A 17,115-nucleotide genomic window follows, 5' to 3' on the forward strand; every position below is an offset into this window, starting at 1 on the left:
GCGGGCTGACCGCCCCGGCGGACGGCATCGGCGGAGGGCGCAGCTCGGTCACGCACTGTCAGCCGGCAGCAAGTCAGCGTTCAGCGGATCACCCTCCAGTGCGATCCCTTCCGCTGGACGAACCCCAGCGAACAGAGCTCGTAGAGCTGTTTGAGGACGCGGTCCGGCGCGAGGCCGGTCCGCAGTGCGAGGTAGCCGATCAGGGCGCCGTCCGGGCCGGCGGGGATCGCCTCCAGCACCTGGAGGGCCCGCGGCGCCAGCAAGTCCCTCGGGCGGGCCTGCGATCGGTGGAGTGGCGCCAGGTCCGCGCCGATCGCACCGAGTTGCTCGGCGATCTCGTCCGCCGAGGTGACCAAGGTGGCGCCGCCGGCCCTGAGCAGGGCGTGCACGCCGGCGGAGAGTTCGGACGTGACGGGCCCGCAGACGCCCATGGTGTGCCGGTTCAGCTCCTGGGCCCGGCGGGCGGTGCTCAGCGCGCCGCTGCGTACCGCGGCCTCGACCACCACCGTGCCGCGGGTGAGCGCGGCCAGCACCCGGTTGCGCAGCACGAAGCGGAAGCGGTTCGGGTGCTCCCCCGGCGGGAGTTCACTGATCAGCTGGCCCTGTCCGGAGATCCGCCGGATCAGCTCGGTGTTGCCGCGCGGATAGGCCACGTCGACGCCGCAGGCCAGCACGCCGACCGTGGTGCCGCCCGCCGCCAGCGCACCGCGGTGCGCGGCAGCGTCGATGCCGTAGGCGGCTCCGGAGAAGACCACCCAGCCGCGCTCGGCGAGCTGCGCGGCGAACTCGCCCGCGACATGCGAGCCGTAGGCGGTGCAGGCGCGGGCGCCGACCAGCGCTACCGAGCGCAGCGCGAGCAGTCGCAGCGAGCCGCTGCCCAGGACCCAGAGGCCGATCGGCACCGCGTCGCCCAGGTCCGCCAGCTGGCTGGGCCAGTCGCTGTCCAGTGGGGTGAGGAAGCGGCCACCGATCGAGCGCAGGCGTTCGAGATCGGCGGCCGCGGTGGCGGGGTCGATGGCGGCCAACCGGTCGTGCAGCGCGGTCACCCTGGTCCGGTCCAGGCGCAGTTCGGGGTGCACGGCCTCGGCCCGGACGAGGTGGAGCAGTTCGACGGCCGAGCGGGTGCGCAGCCACCGGCCGATCGCGGTGTTGCCCGGCTCGGTGATCCTGGTGAGCGTGGCCCGGGCGAGCCGCTCGTCCTCGGCCGACGGCGGCTCGGACAGCAGCGAGTCGGCCGACGGCGGCTCGGGCAGCAGCGGCGCGAGGGGGAGGGCGGTCTGGGCTGTGTTCTGCTGGGACTCCATCGTCAGGACCTCCCCCGTCGGCCGGTCAGCGACGGTCCTTGCAGTGGCAGGCCGACCGGGAAGCCGCGGCGCAGTGCGAGCGCGGTGCGCAGTTCGGAGCGGCCGGGCGCGTCCCGGTCCGCGAGGTCGGCGACCGTCCAGGCCACCCGGAGCACCCGGTCCAGGCCGCGTGCGGTCAGCCGGCCGCGCTCCATCTCGTGTTCCGCGTCCACCAGCGCGCCGGACTCGGGGCGCCAGCGGGAGCGCAGTTCCCGTCCCGGCACCTCGGCGTTGGTGCGCCACGGGGTACCGGTGAACCGGGCCGCGGCGCGGGCCCGGGCGATGCCGACCCGCTTGGCCACCACGGCGGTGCTCTCCGCCAGGCGGTCGCGTTCCATCAGCTCCGCCCTCGTCACCGGGTCCACTTGCACCCGCAGGTCCACCCGGTCCAGCAGCGGTCCCGAGAGCCGGGCCTGATAGCGGCTCACCATGGCCGGCGTGCAGTCGCACGCCTCGCCGCGGCGGGAGTAGCGGCCGCAGGGGCATGGATTCGCGGCCAGGCAAAGGAGGAACTTCGCGGGCAGCCGCAGCGATCCGGCCGAGCGCGCGATGATCACCTCGCCGGACTCCAGCGGCTGGCGCAGCGCGTCGAGCACCCGGACGGGGAACTCCGGCGCCTCGTCCAGGAAGAGCACCCCGCGGTGGGCCAGTGAGACGGCGCCCGGCCGGGGCAGGCCGCTGCCGCCGCCGATGATCGCGGGCATGGTGGTCGAGTGGTGCGGGGCGCAGTACGGCGGAGCGTCGACCAGCGGTCGCCCGGGCGGGAGCAGCCCGGCCACCGAGTGCACCGCGGTGACCTCCAGCGCCTCGGCCTGGCTCAGCGGCGGCAGCAGCGCGGGCAGCCGTTCGGCGAGCATGGTCTTCCCTGCGCCGGGTGGGCCCTTCAGATAGAGGTGGTGACCGCCGGCGGCGGCGATCTCCAGGGCCTGGCGGGCCTCGTACTGGCCCGCGACGTCCGCCAGGTCGGGGCCGAACTCCGGGTCGGCCATGGTGCCGCGCACCGCCGCGCCGGGCAGCAGCAGGCCCGCCATCAGCGGATCGGGACGGCCTGCGGCCACCGGGTCCGGCGGTTCCTCGGGGACGGGTGCGTCGGTGAGCACCGCGATCAGCTGGCGCAGACTACGGACACCCAGCACCGAGACGCCCGGGACCAGCGCCGCCTCGGCCGCCGTCTGCTCCGCGACGACGACCTGGCGGTAGCCGGCATCGGCCGCCGCGAGCACCGAAGGCAGCACCCCGCGGACCGGCCGGACCCGGCCGTCCAGCCCCAGCTCGCCGATGATCAGCAGGTCGGCGATCGCCGGTGGCGGCAGCCGCTCGGCCGCCGCGAGCACCGCGCAGGCCACCGCGAGGTCGAAGCCGCTGCCGCTCTTCGGCACCGAGGCCGGGCTGAGCCCGACCGTGAGCTTGCGCTGCGGCCAGCTCTCCCCGCTGTTCGAGACCGCCGCGCGGACCCGGTCCCGCGCCTCACTGAGTGCCTTGTCGGGCAGCCCGACCAGGGTGAACGCGGCAACGCCGGGTTCGAGGTCGGCCTGCACCTCGACCACCACGCCGTCCACTCCGATCAGCGCGACCGAGCAGGTACGGGCGAAGGCCATCTCAGATCACCCCCCGCAGGTGCTCGACCAGCGCGGCGCCCCTGGTCCGGCTGACCACCGAGACCAGGTCGATCCGCACTCCGCCGGGCGGCAGGGGGATCGCGTCTCCGGGCCGCAGCGGCACCTCCTGCTGCGCGAGCCGGACGAACTGGTCCGGCCAGCGCTCACTCAGCCAGCGCTCGGCGAGCCGGCGCAGCCGCTCCGCCTTGACCGGCCCGACCGCCTCGGCCGGCTGCTGGAACCCGCGCTCGGAACGGGTCTTGACCTCGCAGACGGCGACCGTGTGGCCGTCCAGCGCGACGATGTCCAGCTCGCCCTCGGAGCAGCGCCAGTTGCGGTCGAGGACCCGCAGGCCGTCCTCGACGAGCCGGCGGGCGGCCACCTCCTCGCCGTAGCGGCCGAGGGCCAGCTGTGCGCTCGGTCCGCTCCCGGCACTGCGCGCACTCCGCGCGTCCTCGCCGCTCCGCGCAACCTTGCCGCTCTTTGCGCTCTTTGCGCTCTTGCCACTCGTCGCGCTCTTCGTGGCCCCGACGCTCTCGGGGCTCCCAGCGCTCTCAGTACTCTCAGCGCTCTCGGGGCCCTGCGCACTCGTCGTACCCTGCGTGCTCTGTGTGGTGCTCTCTGTGGTGCCCTGCGTGTCCTGCACGGCGATCACCTCCGATGACGGAGGCTGCCAGCGCGCGGCCGGCCGTGTCAGGGGCAACCGTCCGGCTGTGGACAACCCATGGGTTGTGGACAGCCGGACTCACTCGGACAGGCGAGTTTGCCGAGTGATTGTCAGCTGATCAGGGCGGCTCAGCCGCCAAAACCGGCGTCGTCCGAAGGCAGCTCCAGATCGCTCTTCGCCAGTTCCTCGATGTTCACGTCCTTGAAGGTCAGCACTCTCACCTTGCGCACGAACCGGGCCGGCCGGTACATGTCCCAGACCCAGGCGTCTGCCATCGAGACCTCGAAGAACACCTCACCCTGCACCGAGTGCACCTGCAGCTCGTAGTCATTGGTGAGGTAGAACCGGCGCTCGGTCTCGATCACGTACTTGAACAGGCCGACGACGTCCTTGTACTCCCGGTAGAGCTTCAGCTCCATCTCGGTTTCGTACTTCTCGAGATCTTCCGCGCTCATGCAAGCGTCCCCTCAGCTCGTCAGGTACCTCCCCATTGTGGACCACGGCGCTCCCGCTCAGAGGCGGACCGGATGGACTGGCGGCCCCTGCTCCAGGAGCTGCTCCAGCAGCGCGGCGAGCCGCTCCGGATAGACCTGCTCGGTGGTCTGCCGCAGCTGCGCCAGCGTCCACCAGCGCGCCTCGCTGAGCTGGGCGCGCTCCTCGGGGTCACTGCCCGAGCTGTCCAGCCGGGTCGGCCCGGCGCCGGCCGGGCGGCCGGCCAAGCGGGCCAGGTAGAAGGTCTGCTCCTGCTCGTACTGCAGGCCGTCGTACGGGAAGACGGCCAGATCGACGGCGACCACCGGGCCGAGCTCGACCTGCGCCCCGATCAGTCCGGTCTCCTCGGCCAGCTCGCGCAGCGCGGCCTCGCGCGGCCCCTCCCCCGGCTCGAGCCCGCCACCGGGGGTGAACCACCAGGTCCGCGCCGGTTCGGCCGGGTCGAAGCCCCGGAACAGCAGCACCCGATCGGCCTGGTCCAGCAGCAGCACCCGGGCCGCCCTGCGCCGCCGCACGGCCATGGTCAGCGCCCTCCGCGCAGCCGCCGGCCGAGCGCGGCCACCGGTCCGGTCAACGAGGTCAGCACGATCACGACCGCGCCCGCCACCATCGCCCAGGCGAGCGGTACCAATGGTCCCGGCGAGCTCGGGCCCCGGCCCGCGAGACCGGCGAACGCATCCGTGCCACCGCGCAGACCGGCGTGTCCCAGCGGCCACACAGTCGCCTCCACCCGCGCCTGCACCTCGCTGACCGGCACGGTGCCGGAGAACTCGTCCAGGTGCACCCGCGAGTCCAGCGACTCGGTGCGGTTGTCGCCCATCAGGAAGAGCCGCCCGGCCGGCACCTGGGCCGAGAACGAGGAGGACGGCACCTGGCTCGGCGCGAGGTACGGCTCGTCGATCGGCTTGCCGTTGACCGTCAGCCGGTGCTGGTCGTCGCAGCAGACCACCGTGTCGCCACCGATCCCGACCACCCGCTTGACCATGGGCACGTTGCCCCAGGCCGGGTCCTTGAAGACCACCATGTCACCGCGCCCGACCGTGGTACCCGACACCCGCCGGCCCAGCACGGTGTCCCCGATCTTGATGGTGGGCTGCATCGAGCCGGTCGGCACCGAGTACGGCGCGTAGCCGACGGCGATCCAGCCGAAGCCGCCGAGCAGCAGTGCCAGGCCCAGCGCCAGCGCGACGCCCTGGACGATCGAGCCGACCCGGCCGCGGCGGGCGGCGACACCCGTGGGGGCGACCACCGCGGGGCCGGTGCTCTCGTCGGCGAGGCTGCTCATCGGGACCGTCCTGGGGGTGAGGGGCCGGACACGGCGGCGGGCCGTGGCACGTCCGAGCAGATTACTCGTCGGTACCACGGCCCGCGCAAGAGCCGAAACCCTACAGATCAGCCACGAACGGCCAGGGCCTGTCGCCAGACCCCACGGCCGGCAGGTCCGTGCCGCTACAGCTCGGCGCCGGAGGAGCGCCGCCGCCGCATCCACAGCGCGAACGGCACCGTGCCCACCGCGCCGAGGGCCGGCGGCAGCAGGCCGACGGCCGCGCTGCTCTGCTGCGAGATGCCCTTCTGGTCGAAGGTGGACGGCACCGGCAGGGTGGCCCAGTGGCTGATCGGCCAGGCGACCACGAAGGCCCGCCCGACCACGTCGCTGTCCGGCACGCTGCCGCCGCCCGGCTGGTCCATGTGGTAGCGCGAGTCGAGCGAGTCGTCGCGGTGGTCGCCCATCACCCAGAGGCTGTTCGGCGGCACCTTGATCGGGCCGAACGGCTTGGTCCCGCACGGGTTCGGGTTCGGCGGCGTGGTGGTGGTGTAGACGTACGGCTCGTTCAGCGGCACGCCGTTGACCTTGAGCGGCCCGTTGCCGTCGCACTCGACGGTGTCGCCGCCGACCCCGATCACGCGCTTGATCAGGTCCTTCTCGTTCGCCGACGGCATCAGGCCGATGAAGCTCAGGACGTCCTGAACACCGCGGACGAACGCGTTGGAGCTCGGCTGGCTGGTCTCGGTGCTGCCGAGCCAGCCGCCCGGGTCGTGGAAGACCACGACGTCGCCGCGCTCCGGCGTGGCGCCGAACCAGGGGGTCAGCTTGTCCACCAGCACCCGGTCACCGACCTGCAGCGTGTTCTGCATCGACTCCGAGGGAATCGAGAACGCCTGCACGAAGAAGGTCTTGATCACCAGCGCCAGGACGAGCGCGATGCCGACCAGGATCGGCAGTTCCTTCCAGAAGGAGCGCTGCTTGCGTTCCTCGGCTGCCGCGGGCTTGCCGGCACCGTCCTCGGTCTCCCGGGGCACCCGCGGCCCGGGGCCGCCAGGGCCGCCGGAGCCACCAGCGGCACCGGCGGCACCGGCGCCGTCGGAGCCGTCCGGGGCACCCGGCTCACCCGCTCGGTCGTCGGCCGGCTCCGAGGGTTGGCCGGACTCGGTGGACTGGGCCGTGCGGCCGCCGGAGCCCTCGGGCTCGCCGGCCCCGCGGGCGCCGATCACCAGATCCCCCACGACATCTCCTCCCTGCTGTGCGGACGACCACTCGTCCGCGCTCACCAGTGCCGCACAGCGGGCACCACGCTCTGTGACCGACCCTGAACCCGCCTCAGCCTGCCCGCCGCGAGGCGACCTGACACCAGCACAGCCTTCGGAACCGGACCGCGGTCGTCCGCGGGTACGTCTGCACTTCTCTATCACTCCGGGCACCACCACCGGGCGTTCCCACACGGCGGCGGTCCCTACCAGGCGGACCGTCAGGTCCCGAGCAGGCGGATCGTCAGTCCGCAGCGGCCCCGAACCGGCGTCGCAACACGGCCGGAGTGACGCCCAACACCCCCATAACGAGCGAGGGTTCCAGGGGATCCGGCCTGGAACCGGCCGAATCCGGGGCGGTTCCCGACACGCCGACCGCCGGGCCGTCCCCCGGGCCCGCTGCCACGGTCGACGGCGCCGCGCCGGAGAGCGTCCTGAACCGGTCGAACGGCCAGGCGATCAGGAACGCGCGGCCGACCACGTCGGAGAGCGGCACGGTGCCCTGGCCGGGATTCGCCATGTGATAGCGGGAGTCGGCGGACAGGTCGCGGTGGTCGCCCATCACCCAGATCCGCCCCTGGGGCACGGTCACCCGGAACGGGATCCGAGAGGGCTGGTTGCCCGGTGCGATGTACGGCTCGTCGATGCCCTTGCCGTTGACGGTGATCCGGCCGCGGCTGTCGCAGCAGGCCACGGTGTCGCCGCCGACCCCGATCACCCGCTTGATCAGGTCCTGCTCGCTCGACGAGGGCAGCAGGCCGACATAGCTGAAAGCGTCCTTGACGCCGCCGATCACCGGCCCGTCGGTGTCGGGCCGGGGCTCGTTCTCCAGCCAGCCGCCCGGGTCCTTGAAGACCACCACGTCGCCACGCTGCGGCTCGCTGCCGAACCACGGCGTGAGCTTGTCGACGAGCACCCGGTCGCCGATCTGGATCGTCTGCTCCATCGAACCGGACGGGATCACGAAGACCTGCACGAAGAACGTCTTCAGGACGAGCGCTATCAGCAGCGCGACCACCGCGATCACCGGCAGCTCGCGCAGCGGCGAGCGGCGGCGCTTCCGCGCGGCCTTGCGGGCCGTCCGCCGCCGGTCGGCGCGGCCGCGAACGGGCGCCGACCCGGTGGGCCGCGGCGCGTCGATCACGACGTCCACGACGTCGTCACCGGCACCAGTGCCACCAAGAGCCGCGTCGCCAAAGGCTGCGCCGTCGGGCGAGACCCTACTTCCGTTCTCCATGTGCACCGGTCCCCACTGCGGAGACCGCCCCAGCGGCCGCGGCCGCCGACGGCGCCGAGGAGAGCGCCGCGAAGCCGGGCGGGCGGTCCAGGCTGGTCCAGTGGCCGACCGGGAAGACCACCCAGTCGGCCCGCCCGATCACCTTGTTCTCGGGCACGAAGCCACCACCGGGGTCGCCCAGGTGGTCACGGGAGTCACTCGATTCGCTGCGGTGGTCGCCGAGCACGAAGAGCTCGCCGGGCGGCACCTCGACGTCGAAGCCGACGCTGGACGGGGCGTCACCCGGGAAGAGGTAGTCCGACTCGGCCAGCGGGACGCCGTTGACGGTCAGGTGCTGGTCGCCGACCTGGTAGCGGATCCGGTCGCCACCGACGCCGATCACCCGTTTCACGAAGATCGATCCGTCCGAAGGGGCCAGGCCCACCGCTGCGGCGAGCTTGCGCAGGTCTGCGCCGAAGCCGATCGAGTTGTTGCCGCCGGGCACGAAGGAGTCGGTTCCGTCGAAGACGATCACGTCCCCCCGCTTCACCGAGCCGCCGAACTGGTAGGCCAGCTTGTCCACCACCAGGCGGTCGCCGGGGCGCAGCGCGTTCTCCATCGAGGCCGAGGGGACCACGAAGGGCTGGGCGATGAAGACGTTGACGAGGAGCAGCGCGAGCAGGCAGATCGCGCCCAGCTTCACCAGGTCCCGGACCCGCCAGCCGTGTGCCTCGACCTCTTCGACTTCTGCAGCCTCTTCGGCCTCTTCGGCTTTCTCGACCGCATCGACCGGTTCGGTCACAGCGGTCACAGCGGTCGCTTCGGCTGCCACCGGCCCGGGAGGCTCCGCGGGCTCGGTGTCGTCCCCGGAAACGGCCGCGGACCGCGACGGCGGTCGCGCACCCGGAGGTGCGGAGGTGCCGTCGCGGTCCGCGATCGGTTCGTACGTGCTCATCGGGGGTGAGCTTAGCTGCCCCTCCTGAGCGTGCCGTACCCCCCGGCGAGGCCGGGGCTGGCGACTCAGCGGTCGCGCTTCTCCTTGATCTTCGCGGCCTTGCCGCGCAGGTCACGGAGGTAGTACAGCTTGGCGCGACGCACGTCACCGCGGGTGACGACCTCGATCTTCTCGACGATCGGGGTGTGCACCGGGAAGGTGCGCTCCACGCCGACGTTGAAGCTCACCTTGCGGACGGTGAAGGTCTCACCGATGCCCGCGCCGTGGCGGCGGATCACGACGCCCTGGAAGACCTGGACACGGGAGCGGTTGCCCTCGATGACCCGGACGTGAACCTTCAGGGTGTCACCGGCGCGGAAGGCCGGGATGTCGGTGCGCAGCGAAGGCGCGTCGACAGCAGCGAGCTTGTTGCTCATGATGCTCTCCATCGCAGGCGCCACGGGCCGCCCACGGAAAAGTCGTGACAATGGGGTTCGCTGCGGGCCGCATCGACCGGCGGTGAACCCCCCGTGGCGGAGGCACCCGGCCACCGGACCCCGGCAGGGGTCCCAGCGACAGACAGCAGCGGCCTATTCTTCCACAGCCTCGGCGGTGGACCGAAATCGGCCGAGTTCCTGGTCCCAGAGCAGGCCCAGGATGCTCAGCGCCTCGCGGTCCTTCTTGTCGAACTCGCCGTTGCTCCAGCGCGCCACCAGGTCGGGGCGGTTGGCCAGGGTGCGGGCGAAGGCCTGCTCGCGGCGCCAGCGGGCGATCTTGCCGTGGTTGCCGCTCAGCAGCACCTCGGGCACCTCGCGGCCGCGCCACTCGGCGGGCTTGGTGTAGACCGGGCCCTCCAGCAGGTCGGCCATCGCGCCGGGGGCGAAGGAGTCGTCCCGGTGCGATTCGGCGTTGCCGAGCACGCCGGGCAGCAGCCGGGCGATCGCCTCGACCATCACCAGCACCGCGACCTCGCCGCCGGCCAGCACGTAGTCGCCGATCGACGCCTCGACCACCGGCATCCGGGTGGCGGCCTCCTCGATCACCCGGCGGTCGATGCCCTCGTAGCGGGCCGGCGCGAAGGCCAGCCAGGGCCGGCCGGCCAGCTCCTGGGCCAGCTCCTGGGTGAACGGCACGCCGCTCGGGGTCGGCACCACCAGCGTCGGCAGCTGACCGGCGGGGCCGGCCGCGCAGACGGCGTCCAGCGCCTCGCCCCACGGCTCCGGCTTCATCACCATGCCGGGGCCGCCGCCGTACGGCGTGTCGTCCACCGTCCGGTGCACGTCGTGGGTCCAGGAGCGCAGGTCGTGCAGGTGCACGTCGAGCTGGCCGCGCGCGCGGGCCTTGCCGACCAGCGAGACGTTCAGCGGGTCCAGGTACTCGGGGAAGATCGTGACGACGTCGATCCGCATACCGTCGGTCACGGTCATCGGTCGGTCTCCGGCCCGCCGTCGAGCTCGGCCTCGGTCTCCTCGATCAGCCCGCGCGGCGGGTCGATCACGCAGCGCTGGTTCTCCAGGTCGATGGTCGGCACGATCTTCGAGACGAACGGGATCAGCACCTCGGTGCCGTCCGGCCGGGTGACCGTGAGCAGGTCCTGGTACGGCAGGTGGACCACCTCGGACAGCTCGCCGATCGGGGTGCCGTCCAGCAGCACCACGTCCAGGCCGATCAGCTGGTGGTCGTAGTACTCGTCCTCGTCCTCGGGACGCTCGTCCGGGTCCACCTCGGCGATCAGCATGGTGTTCCGCAGCGCCTCGGCGTCGGTGCGGTCCTTCACCCCGGCGAACCGGAGCAGCAGCTTTCCGCTGTGCACCTTGCCGGACTCCACCGTCAGCGGGCCGACCGCGGCCGGGTCGGTGAGGAGCACCGCGCCGGGCCCGAGCCGCAGTTCCGGCTCGTCGGTGCGGACCTCGACGAAGACGTCCCCCTTGATGCCGTGGGCACGGCCGATCCGGCCGACGACGAGCTGCACGGTGCACTCCTGAGCACTAGTACGAAAAAGCAGAACCGGCCGGGACGCGTGACGCGTCCCGGCCGGTCATGAGCAGACGACGGTGATCGTCAGCGGACGTTGTCCACATCGACCAGGTCGACCCGGATGTTACGGCCGCCGAGGGCGCCGACCACGGTGCGCAGGGCACGCGCGGTGCGGCCGCCACGGCCGATCACCTTGCCGAGGTCATCGGGGTGCACGCGCACCTCGATGGTGTTCCCGCGGCGCAGGTTGCGCGAGCGCACCTGCACCTCGTCGGGGTGCTCGACGATGCCCTTGACCAGGTGGTCGAGAGCGTCCTCGATCACGGTCACGCCTCGGCGGCGGCGTCGGCGTCAGCCTCGGCCTTGTCCGACTTCTTGGCCTTCGGGGTGATGGCGACACCGGTGGTGGCGTCCTCGAAGCCGGCGACGGCCTTCGCGAACAGGTGCGAGAAGTCCTCGACCTTGGGCTCGGCGACGAGCAGCGGCGCGGGGGCCGGCAGACCCTTGTACTTCTGCCAGTCACCGGTCAGCTTCAGGATCGCGAGAACCGGCTCGGTCGGCTGGGCGCCGACGGACAGCCAGTACTGGGCGCGGTCCGAGTCGACCTCGATCTTCGAGGGGTTGTACGTCGGCTGGTAGATGCCGATCTCCTCGATCGCGCGGCCGTCACGCTTGGTGCGCGAGTCGGCGACGACGATGCGGTAGTGCGGAGAGCGGATCTTACCGAGACGCTTGAGCTTGATCTTGACTGCCACGGGAGTGGAATCTCCTGGAGTTGACGTGGGTGAGCGACCGCACTCCGCGTGGGGTTGCGGGGCCGGCCGTTCGAATGACACGCCAGCCGTAGGAGAGAGGGGTCCTGCTCGGCTGCCGGGTATCAGCTATCTAGTGTGCCACACCGACCGGGGCCCGCCTGACCGGGGCAGGGCCCCGGCCAGGGAACGAGCATCACGCGATCTTGAACGGCTGCTGGCAGGCGCCGCAGACGATGGACGCCTGGGCCAGTACGGACGGGACGACCCGGACGTTGCGTCCGCAGCCGCAGATCGCCTTGACCCGCACACCGCCGCCCGAGGAACCGTGCCGGGCCGCCGGACCGCGGAACGCGCGTAGCACGCCGCCGTCGGCCGTTCCGGCCACCGCTTCCTGGTGGGCGCCCAGCGCGCGCTCGAGGCGCTCGATGGTCGCGGCGTACCGCTCCTGGGTCTCGGTGAGCATGGTGACCTGAGAGAAGCCGCTGCTCGCGTGTGGTTCGACCGGGTGGGCCAGGCCCAGCTCGGAGGCGAGCAGCAGGAATCGGCGGTTGTGGTAGCGCCCGGCCCGGGAGGTGTCCCGGATCTCGCGGGCGGCCGCCAGACCGTGGGCGGCCTCGTGCAGCAGCCGCTCGAAGCCGAGCTGGGTGCCGCAGGCCGAGGACGACTCGCCGATCAGCGCCTCGGGCGAGGCGAGGTCGGGCAGGTCGCGGTGGTAGGCCTGGATGTCACTCCAGGCGGCGGCCAGTTCGGCCGCGAGGACGAGAGGCTGTGTCGTGCTCACGCTATGCCAACGAGAGAGTAGGTTCGGGCGTTCCATTCCTGAGCACTCACCGGAATTTCCCGGTGAACTCTCAGCAGTACGTCACAATGCCTCTGCTGACGGTTCGAAATCTGACGCAAGACCAACCCCCTCGGTGTCTGCACCCGCCGATGCTCGCCGGGTCGCCGTTTTCGGGCGCGGCATACCACCGCCCCAAGGCGCACGGCCCGGGCCCGGTCGAAATTGACAGGGCCACGGGCCGTACACCGTACCGCTAGTTCGCCTGTACTGGGAGTTGACTGGCGAGTAAGCGAGATGACGTCACCTACTGGTTACTCAGTCGGAGACCAGGACGGGCAATCAGTACGCCCGCGCGACAATCGCGATATTGCCTTCCTGATCGTCGGCGGACGGAACAGAACCGTCCGCGGCGACGATGCAGCGCACCGAAACACCCTGCTCGGCCAACTTCGACTCGCCCTCCGGACCGAGATCGGCCCAGGAGATGCGGCCCCAGCCGGTGGCCGCGGCCTCGATGCACTCGTCGATGGTCGTGACGTCCACCGTACGGGCCTCACGGCGCTCGCGGGACTGCTGCAGCAGCAGTGCCTGGTCCTCCTCGAGAATGCCGGGCAGCAGCGCCGCCAGGCCGTCGATCGCGACCGGCGTCTTGCCACCCGGAATGCGGCGGGCCAGCATCGCGGTGCCGTTCTCCAGATCGCGCGGGCCGACCTCGATCCGCAGCGGAACGCCCTTGAGCTCCCAGTCCACCGCGCGGCGGCCGAACGGCGTGTCGGTGCGGTCGTCCACGACGACGCGGACACCGGCGGCCTCCAGCGCGGCGCCGATCTCGCGGACCTTCGCGATCACCGCGTCGTCACCCTTGATCGCGAGGACCACGGCCTGGGTGGCGGCCAGGCGCGGCGGGACCCGCAGGCCGTTGTCGTCGCCGTGCGACATGATCAGGCCGCCGACCATCCGGGTGGAGACGCCCCAGGAGGTCTGCCAGACGTGCTCGCGCTCGGCGCCCTGCAGCTGGTACGTGGTGTTGAAGGCCTTGGCGAAGTTCTGGCCCAGCTCGTGGCTGGTGCCCAGCTGGAGCGCCTTGCCGTCGCCCATCATGCCCTCGAGGGTGAGGGTGTTGATGGCGCCGGCGAACCGCTCCTTGGCGGTCTTGCGGCCGAGCACGACGTCGATGCCGAGCACGTTGGTCATGAAGTCGCCGTAGACGTCCGTGTGGATCATCGAGGCGTAGGCGCGGGCGTCCTCGTAGGTCGCGTGCGCGGTGTGGCCCTCCTGCCAGAGGAACTCGGTGGTGCGCAGGAAGACGCGCGGGCGCAGCTCCCAACGGACCACGTTCGCCCACTGGTTGATCAGCAGCGGCAGGTCGCGGTGGCTCTGCACCCACTTCGAGAAGTACTCGTTGATGATCGTCTCGGAGGTCGGCCGGACGACGACCGGCTCCTCGAGCTCCTTGCCACCGCCGTGCGTGACCACCGCGAGCTCGGGGGCGAAGCCCTCGACGTGCTCCGCCTCCTTGGTCAGGTAGGACTGCGGGATGAACATCGGGAAGTAGGCGTTCTGCGCGCCCGCCTTCTTGATCCGCGCGTCCATCTCCTGCTGCATCCGCTCCCACAGGCCGTAGCCATACGGTCGGATGACCATGGTGCCGCGCACCGGACCGTTGTCGGCCAGTTCGGCCTTGTTGATCAGATCCTGGTACCAGCGCGGGAAGTCGTCCGCCTGGGGGGTGAGAACGGGAGCCTTTGCCATGGGGCGAATCGTACGGTGCCGGGCCGACCGAGTGTGAATCCACGGCCCCCGAGGTCAGCAGGGGGGCGCACGCCCGTCGCGCGGGATGCTCCGGTGCACTCCTCTGGACGGCGCGGCGACGGCGCTGTTCGCTGGTGTGGGGCGAGAACAGAGTGGGGGGACGGCAGACAGTCACATCCACCGATCCGACGGGAGGCCACAGGATGGCTTCAGCGCAAGGCACGGCCCAGGCGCACGGCAGCACCCGGGTGCACGCCACGGGTCCGGTGCACGGCGCGCCCCCGGCGCCGGCACCGCTCCGGCGCACCACCAGGGCGCGCGACTGGGCCGAGATCCAGGAGCGGATGCTCGTCCCGCTCTACGAGGCGGTGCACGACCGGCTCGCCGTCGGCCCCGCGACGAGCCTGCTCGGCCTGGGCTGCCGCTCGGGGCTGGCGCTGCTGCTCGCCGCGGCGCGCGGCGCCCAGGTGGCGGGTGTGGAGCCGCACCCGGAGCTGCGCGAGCTGGCCCGGGCGCGCGGACTGCGGGTCGCCTCCGGGCGGCCGGCCCCCCGGACGGCCCATTCGGTGGTCACCGTCTTCGACCCGCCACAGCTGGGCGCCGACCCGCGCGGTCCGGTCCGCGAGGCGGCCCGGCTGGCGCTGCCCGGTGCGCTGGTGGTGCTGGCCGGCTGGGGCCCGGCGGAGGAGTGCCAGAGCGCGCCCGTGCTGGAGCCGGCGCTGCGCCGCGGCGGCCCGCAGCCGGTGCCCGACCCGTTCGCGCTCAGCGGCCCGGACGCGCTGGAGGCGGTGCTGGCCGGGGCCGGGCTGCGGCCGCTGGACGGCGCGGTGGTGGACTGCCCGTTCGCCTACGCCGATCTGGACAGCGCGGTGCGCGGCCTGCTCGCGACCGGCTACTACGACGCCGCGATCGCGTACTCGGGCGAGCTGCCGGTGGCCAAGGAGGTGGCCGAAGCGCTGCACCCGTTCACCCGCCCGGACGGCACGGTGCGGATGGCGAACGGCTTCCGGTACGCGGTGGCCCGCAAGACCGGCTGAGCTCGCGCACCGGGCCGGCCGGTGGTGTCAGGCCGCGCTCTGCGGCCCGCGCGGCACCCCGGCCGCGGCGTAGGCGGCCTCCTCGTCGAGCGTCTCGGCCTCCAGCAGGGCCGCGGCCAGCGAGTCCAGCTGGCCGCGGTGCAGCTCCAGCAGGTGCACCGCCTCCTGGTAGCACTCGGCGACGATCCGGCGGGCCTCGTGGTCCACCAGGTCCAGCGTGGCCGGGGCCGCGGAGAGGCCGTAGGCGCCCTGGGTGTCGCCTGGGATCGCGGTGAGCCGGCCGACCCGCTCGCTCATCCCCCACCGGCCGGCCATCCCGCGCGCGATCGAGGTGACCTGCTCCAGGTCGCTCTCCGCACCGGTGGTGACCACGCCGTAGACCACGTGCTCGGCGGCCATCCCGCCGAGCGCGCCGATGATCCGGCCGCGCAGGTACTCCTCGGTGTACGAGTAGCGGTCGGCCTCGGGGGTGGACATGGTGACGCCCAGTGCCCGGCCGCGCGGCACGATGGTGACCTTGCGGACCGGGTCGGCGCCCGGCTGGAGCATGCCGAGCAGCGCGTGCCCGCCCTCGTGGTACGCGGTGCGCCGGCGCTCCTCGGCCGGCATCACCAGCGGGCGCACGGCGCCGAGCTGGACTTTCTCCAGCGCGTCCGAGAGGTCCTGCTGACTGACCGCGTCCTGGCGGCGCTTGACGGCCAGCAGCGCCGCCTCGTTGACCAGGTTGGCCAGTTCGGCGCCGGTCATCCCCGGCGTGGTCTTGGCGACGTCGGCCAGATTGGTGCCCTGGGCGAGCGGCACGTCGCGGGCGTGGATGGTGAGGATCGCGGTGCGCCCGTCCCGGTCCGGCGGGCTGACCTGGACCACCCGGTCGAACCGCCCCGGGCGCAGCAGCGCCGGGTCCAGCACGTCGGCCCGGTTGGTCGCGGCCAGCACCACGACGCCCTCCGAGCCGGAGAAACCGTCCATCTCGGTGAGGATCTGGTTGAGCGTCTGCTCGCGCTCGTCGTGCCCGCCCATCGAGGCGCCGCCGCCGCGCTGGCGGCCGATCGTGTCGATCTCGTCGATGAAGATGATCGCCGGGGCCACCTTGCGAGCCTCGGCGAAGAGCTCGCGCACCCGGCTGGCGCCGACCCCGACGATCATCTCGATGAACTCGGAGGCGGAGGCGGAGAAGAACGGCACCCCGGCCTCGCCGGCCACCGCGCGGGCCAGCAGCGTCTTGCCGGTGCCGGGCGGGCCGGCCAGCAGCACGCCGCCGGGCATCTTGGCACCGAGCCGGCGGTAGGCGGCCGGGTTCTTCAGGAAGTCGACGACCTCGGTGAGCTCGTCCTTGACCTCGTCGATGCCGGCCACGTCGGCGAACGTGGTCCGCTGGTGGGACTCGGCGGTGACCGGTTTCGGCGGCGCCTTGCGGCCCAGCGGTCCGCCGCCGAGGCCGCCGGCCATCCGCCGGGCCAGCAGCACCCAGACCAGGATCAGCAGCAGCATCGGGGCGAGCGAGATCAGCAGGTTGGCCAGGAAGCTGCGCTGCTGCACCACCGGCTCCGCGGTGACCTCGACGCCCTGTGTGAGCAGCGTGCTGTAGAGGTTGTCGTTGGCGAAGGACGGCCGCTGGGTGGTGAATTCGGTGTAGTCGCCCTTGCCGCCGTCCGGCTTCGGTGCGGCCGCCTTCAGGGTGCCCTCGATCGCGTCGCCCTTGGAGTAGATCTTGGCGATGTTGCCCTTGGTCAGCTGGCTGTTGAACTCGGTGTAGGAGACCGTGGTGCCGGCGCCGTTGCCGAAGAAGCTCAGCAGCAGGTCGCTGATCAGGAAGACCGCGAGCGCCGTGAGGATCAGCCCGAACCAGCCGCCGGGCATCTTGCGGCGCGGCGGGGCCGGCGGAGGCGGCGGCGGTGCGCCCTCGGACCGCCAGGGCTGGTCGGGACTCTGACGCGGCGGCACGGGTTCGGTCACCTTTGCGACCATACGGGCTGAAAAGCGGACAATCCATCAGCAACGCCGCCACCGCCGGGGCCACCGGCCCGCGCCATCGAC

Annotated in this window: 18 protein-coding genes; 1 reads left to right on the plus strand and 17 read right to left on the minus strand. The window is 72.2% G+C overall.

Annotated elements, in window-relative coordinates:
- Nucleotides 1-80: 80 nt before the first annotated feature.
- The 16 genes from dprA to proS form a co-directional block, all read right to left on the minus strand.
- Nucleotides 81-1,304 (minus strand): DNA-processing protein DprA, encoded by a 1,224-nt coding sequence (dprA, locus tag AC060L_RS28725; protein WP_483801860.1) that lies wholly within the window; start codon nt 1,302-1,304, stop codon nt 81-83.
- Nucleotides 1,305-1,306: 2 nt separating this feature from the next.
- On the minus strand, nt 1,307-2,941 hold the full coding sequence (locus AC060L_RS28730) for a YifB family Mg chelatase-like AAA ATPase (RefSeq protein ID WP_483801861.1): 1,635 nt from the start codon (nt 2,939-2,941) through the stop codon (nt 1,307-1,309).
- A 1-nt stretch (nt 2,942) separates the two neighbouring features.
- The gene (locus AC060L_RS28735) at nt 2,943-3,587 is read right to left on the minus strand and encodes a YraN family protein (protein WP_483801862.1); all 645 of its coding nucleotides are present in this window, start codon (nt 3,585-3,587) and stop codon (nt 2,943-2,945) included.
- 149 nt (nt 3,588-3,736) lie between these two features.
- A complete protein-coding gene (locus AC060L_RS28740; RefSeq protein ID WP_483801863.1) occupies nt 3,737-4,063 on the minus strand; it encodes a DUF2469 domain-containing protein in 327 nt (108 codons plus the stop codon).
- 57 nt (nt 4,064-4,120) lie between these two features.
- Complete coding sequence (locus tag AC060L_RS28745) at nt 4,121-4,621, minus strand: NUDIX domain-containing protein (RefSeq protein WP_483801864.1); 501 nt, start codon at nt 4,619-4,621, stop codon at nt 4,121-4,123.
- Between the two features lie 2 nt (nt 4,622-4,623).
- On the minus strand, nt 4,624-5,385 hold the full coding sequence (gene lepB, locus AC060L_RS28750; RefSeq protein ID WP_483801865.1) for a signal peptidase I: 762 nt from the start codon (nt 5,383-5,385) through the stop codon (nt 4,624-4,626).
- A gap of 164 nt (nt 5,386-5,549) precedes the next feature.
- On the minus strand, nt 5,550-6,605 hold the full coding sequence (gene lepB, locus AC060L_RS28755) for a signal peptidase I (protein ID WP_483801866.1): 1,056 nt from the start codon (nt 6,603-6,605) through the stop codon (nt 5,550-5,552).
- 265 nt (nt 6,606-6,870) lie between these two features.
- A complete protein-coding gene (lepB, locus tag AC060L_RS28760; protein ID WP_483801867.1) occupies nt 6,871-7,863 on the minus strand; it encodes a signal peptidase I in 993 nt (330 codons plus the stop codon).
- Nucleotides 7,847-8,653, minus strand: a complete 807-nt coding sequence (gene lepB / locus AC060L_RS28765) for a signal peptidase I (protein ID WP_483801868.1) — start codon at nt 8,651-8,653, stop codon at nt 7,847-7,849. The genes lepB (AC060L_RS28760) and lepB (AC060L_RS28765) overlap by 17 nt, the downstream gene beginning before the upstream one ends.
- A gap of 209 nt (nt 8,654-8,862) precedes the next feature.
- Nucleotides 8,863-9,213: a 50S ribosomal protein L19 gene (rplS, locus tag AC060L_RS28770; protein ID WP_035846055.1), complete on the minus strand. Its 351-nt coding sequence runs from the start codon at nt 9,211-9,213 to the stop codon at nt 8,863-8,865.
- 153 nt (nt 9,214-9,366) lie between these two features.
- On the minus strand, nt 9,367-10,185 hold the full coding sequence (gene trmD, locus AC060L_RS28775; RefSeq protein ID WP_483801922.1) for a tRNA (guanosine(37)-N1)-methyltransferase TrmD: 819 nt from the start codon (nt 10,183-10,185) through the stop codon (nt 9,367-9,369).
- 14 nt (nt 10,186-10,199) lie between these two features.
- Nucleotides 10,200-10,748: a ribosome maturation factor RimM gene (gene rimM, locus AC060L_RS28780; RefSeq protein WP_483801869.1), complete on the minus strand. Its 549-nt coding sequence runs from the start codon at nt 10,746-10,748 to the stop codon at nt 10,200-10,202.
- Nucleotides 10,749-10,837: 89 nt separating this feature from the next.
- Complete coding sequence (locus AC060L_RS28785; protein ID WP_483801870.1) at nt 10,838-11,077, minus strand: RNA-binding protein; 240 nt, start codon at nt 11,075-11,077, stop codon at nt 10,838-10,840.
- Nucleotides 11,078-11,079: 2 nt separating this feature from the next.
- On the minus strand, nt 11,080-11,508 hold the full coding sequence (gene rpsP / locus AC060L_RS28790) for a 30S ribosomal protein S16 (RefSeq protein WP_483801871.1): 429 nt from the start codon (nt 11,506-11,508) through the stop codon (nt 11,080-11,082).
- 193 nt (nt 11,509-11,701) lie between these two features.
- Complete coding sequence (locus tag AC060L_RS28795) at nt 11,702-12,289, minus strand: hypothetical protein (protein WP_483801872.1); 588 nt, start codon at nt 12,287-12,289, stop codon at nt 11,702-11,704.
- A gap of 339 nt (nt 12,290-12,628) precedes the next feature.
- Nucleotides 12,629-14,041, minus strand: a complete 1,413-nt coding sequence (proS, locus tag AC060L_RS28800) for a proline--tRNA ligase (RefSeq protein WP_483801873.1) — start codon at nt 14,039-14,041, stop codon at nt 12,629-12,631.
- Nucleotides 14,042-14,244: 203 nt separating this feature from the next.
- Here proS and AC060L_RS28805 point away from each other — a divergent pair, with 203 nt between their 5' ends.
- Entirely contained in the window at nt 14,245-15,078 is an 834-nt protein-coding gene (locus AC060L_RS28805) for a class I SAM-dependent methyltransferase (protein WP_483801874.1), read from the plus strand.
- 27 nt (nt 15,079-15,105) lie between these two features.
- Here AC060L_RS28805 and ftsH read toward each other — a convergent pair whose 3' ends face one another.
- The gene (ftsH, locus tag AC060L_RS28810; RefSeq protein ID WP_483801875.1) at nt 15,106-17,034 is read right to left on the minus strand and encodes an ATP-dependent zinc metalloprotease FtsH; all 1,929 of its coding nucleotides are present in this window, start codon (nt 17,032-17,034) and stop codon (nt 15,106-15,108) included.
- Nucleotides 17,035-17,115 lie beyond the last annotated feature (81 nt).

The organism is Kitasatospora sp. NEAU-69, from assembly GCF_057158765.1.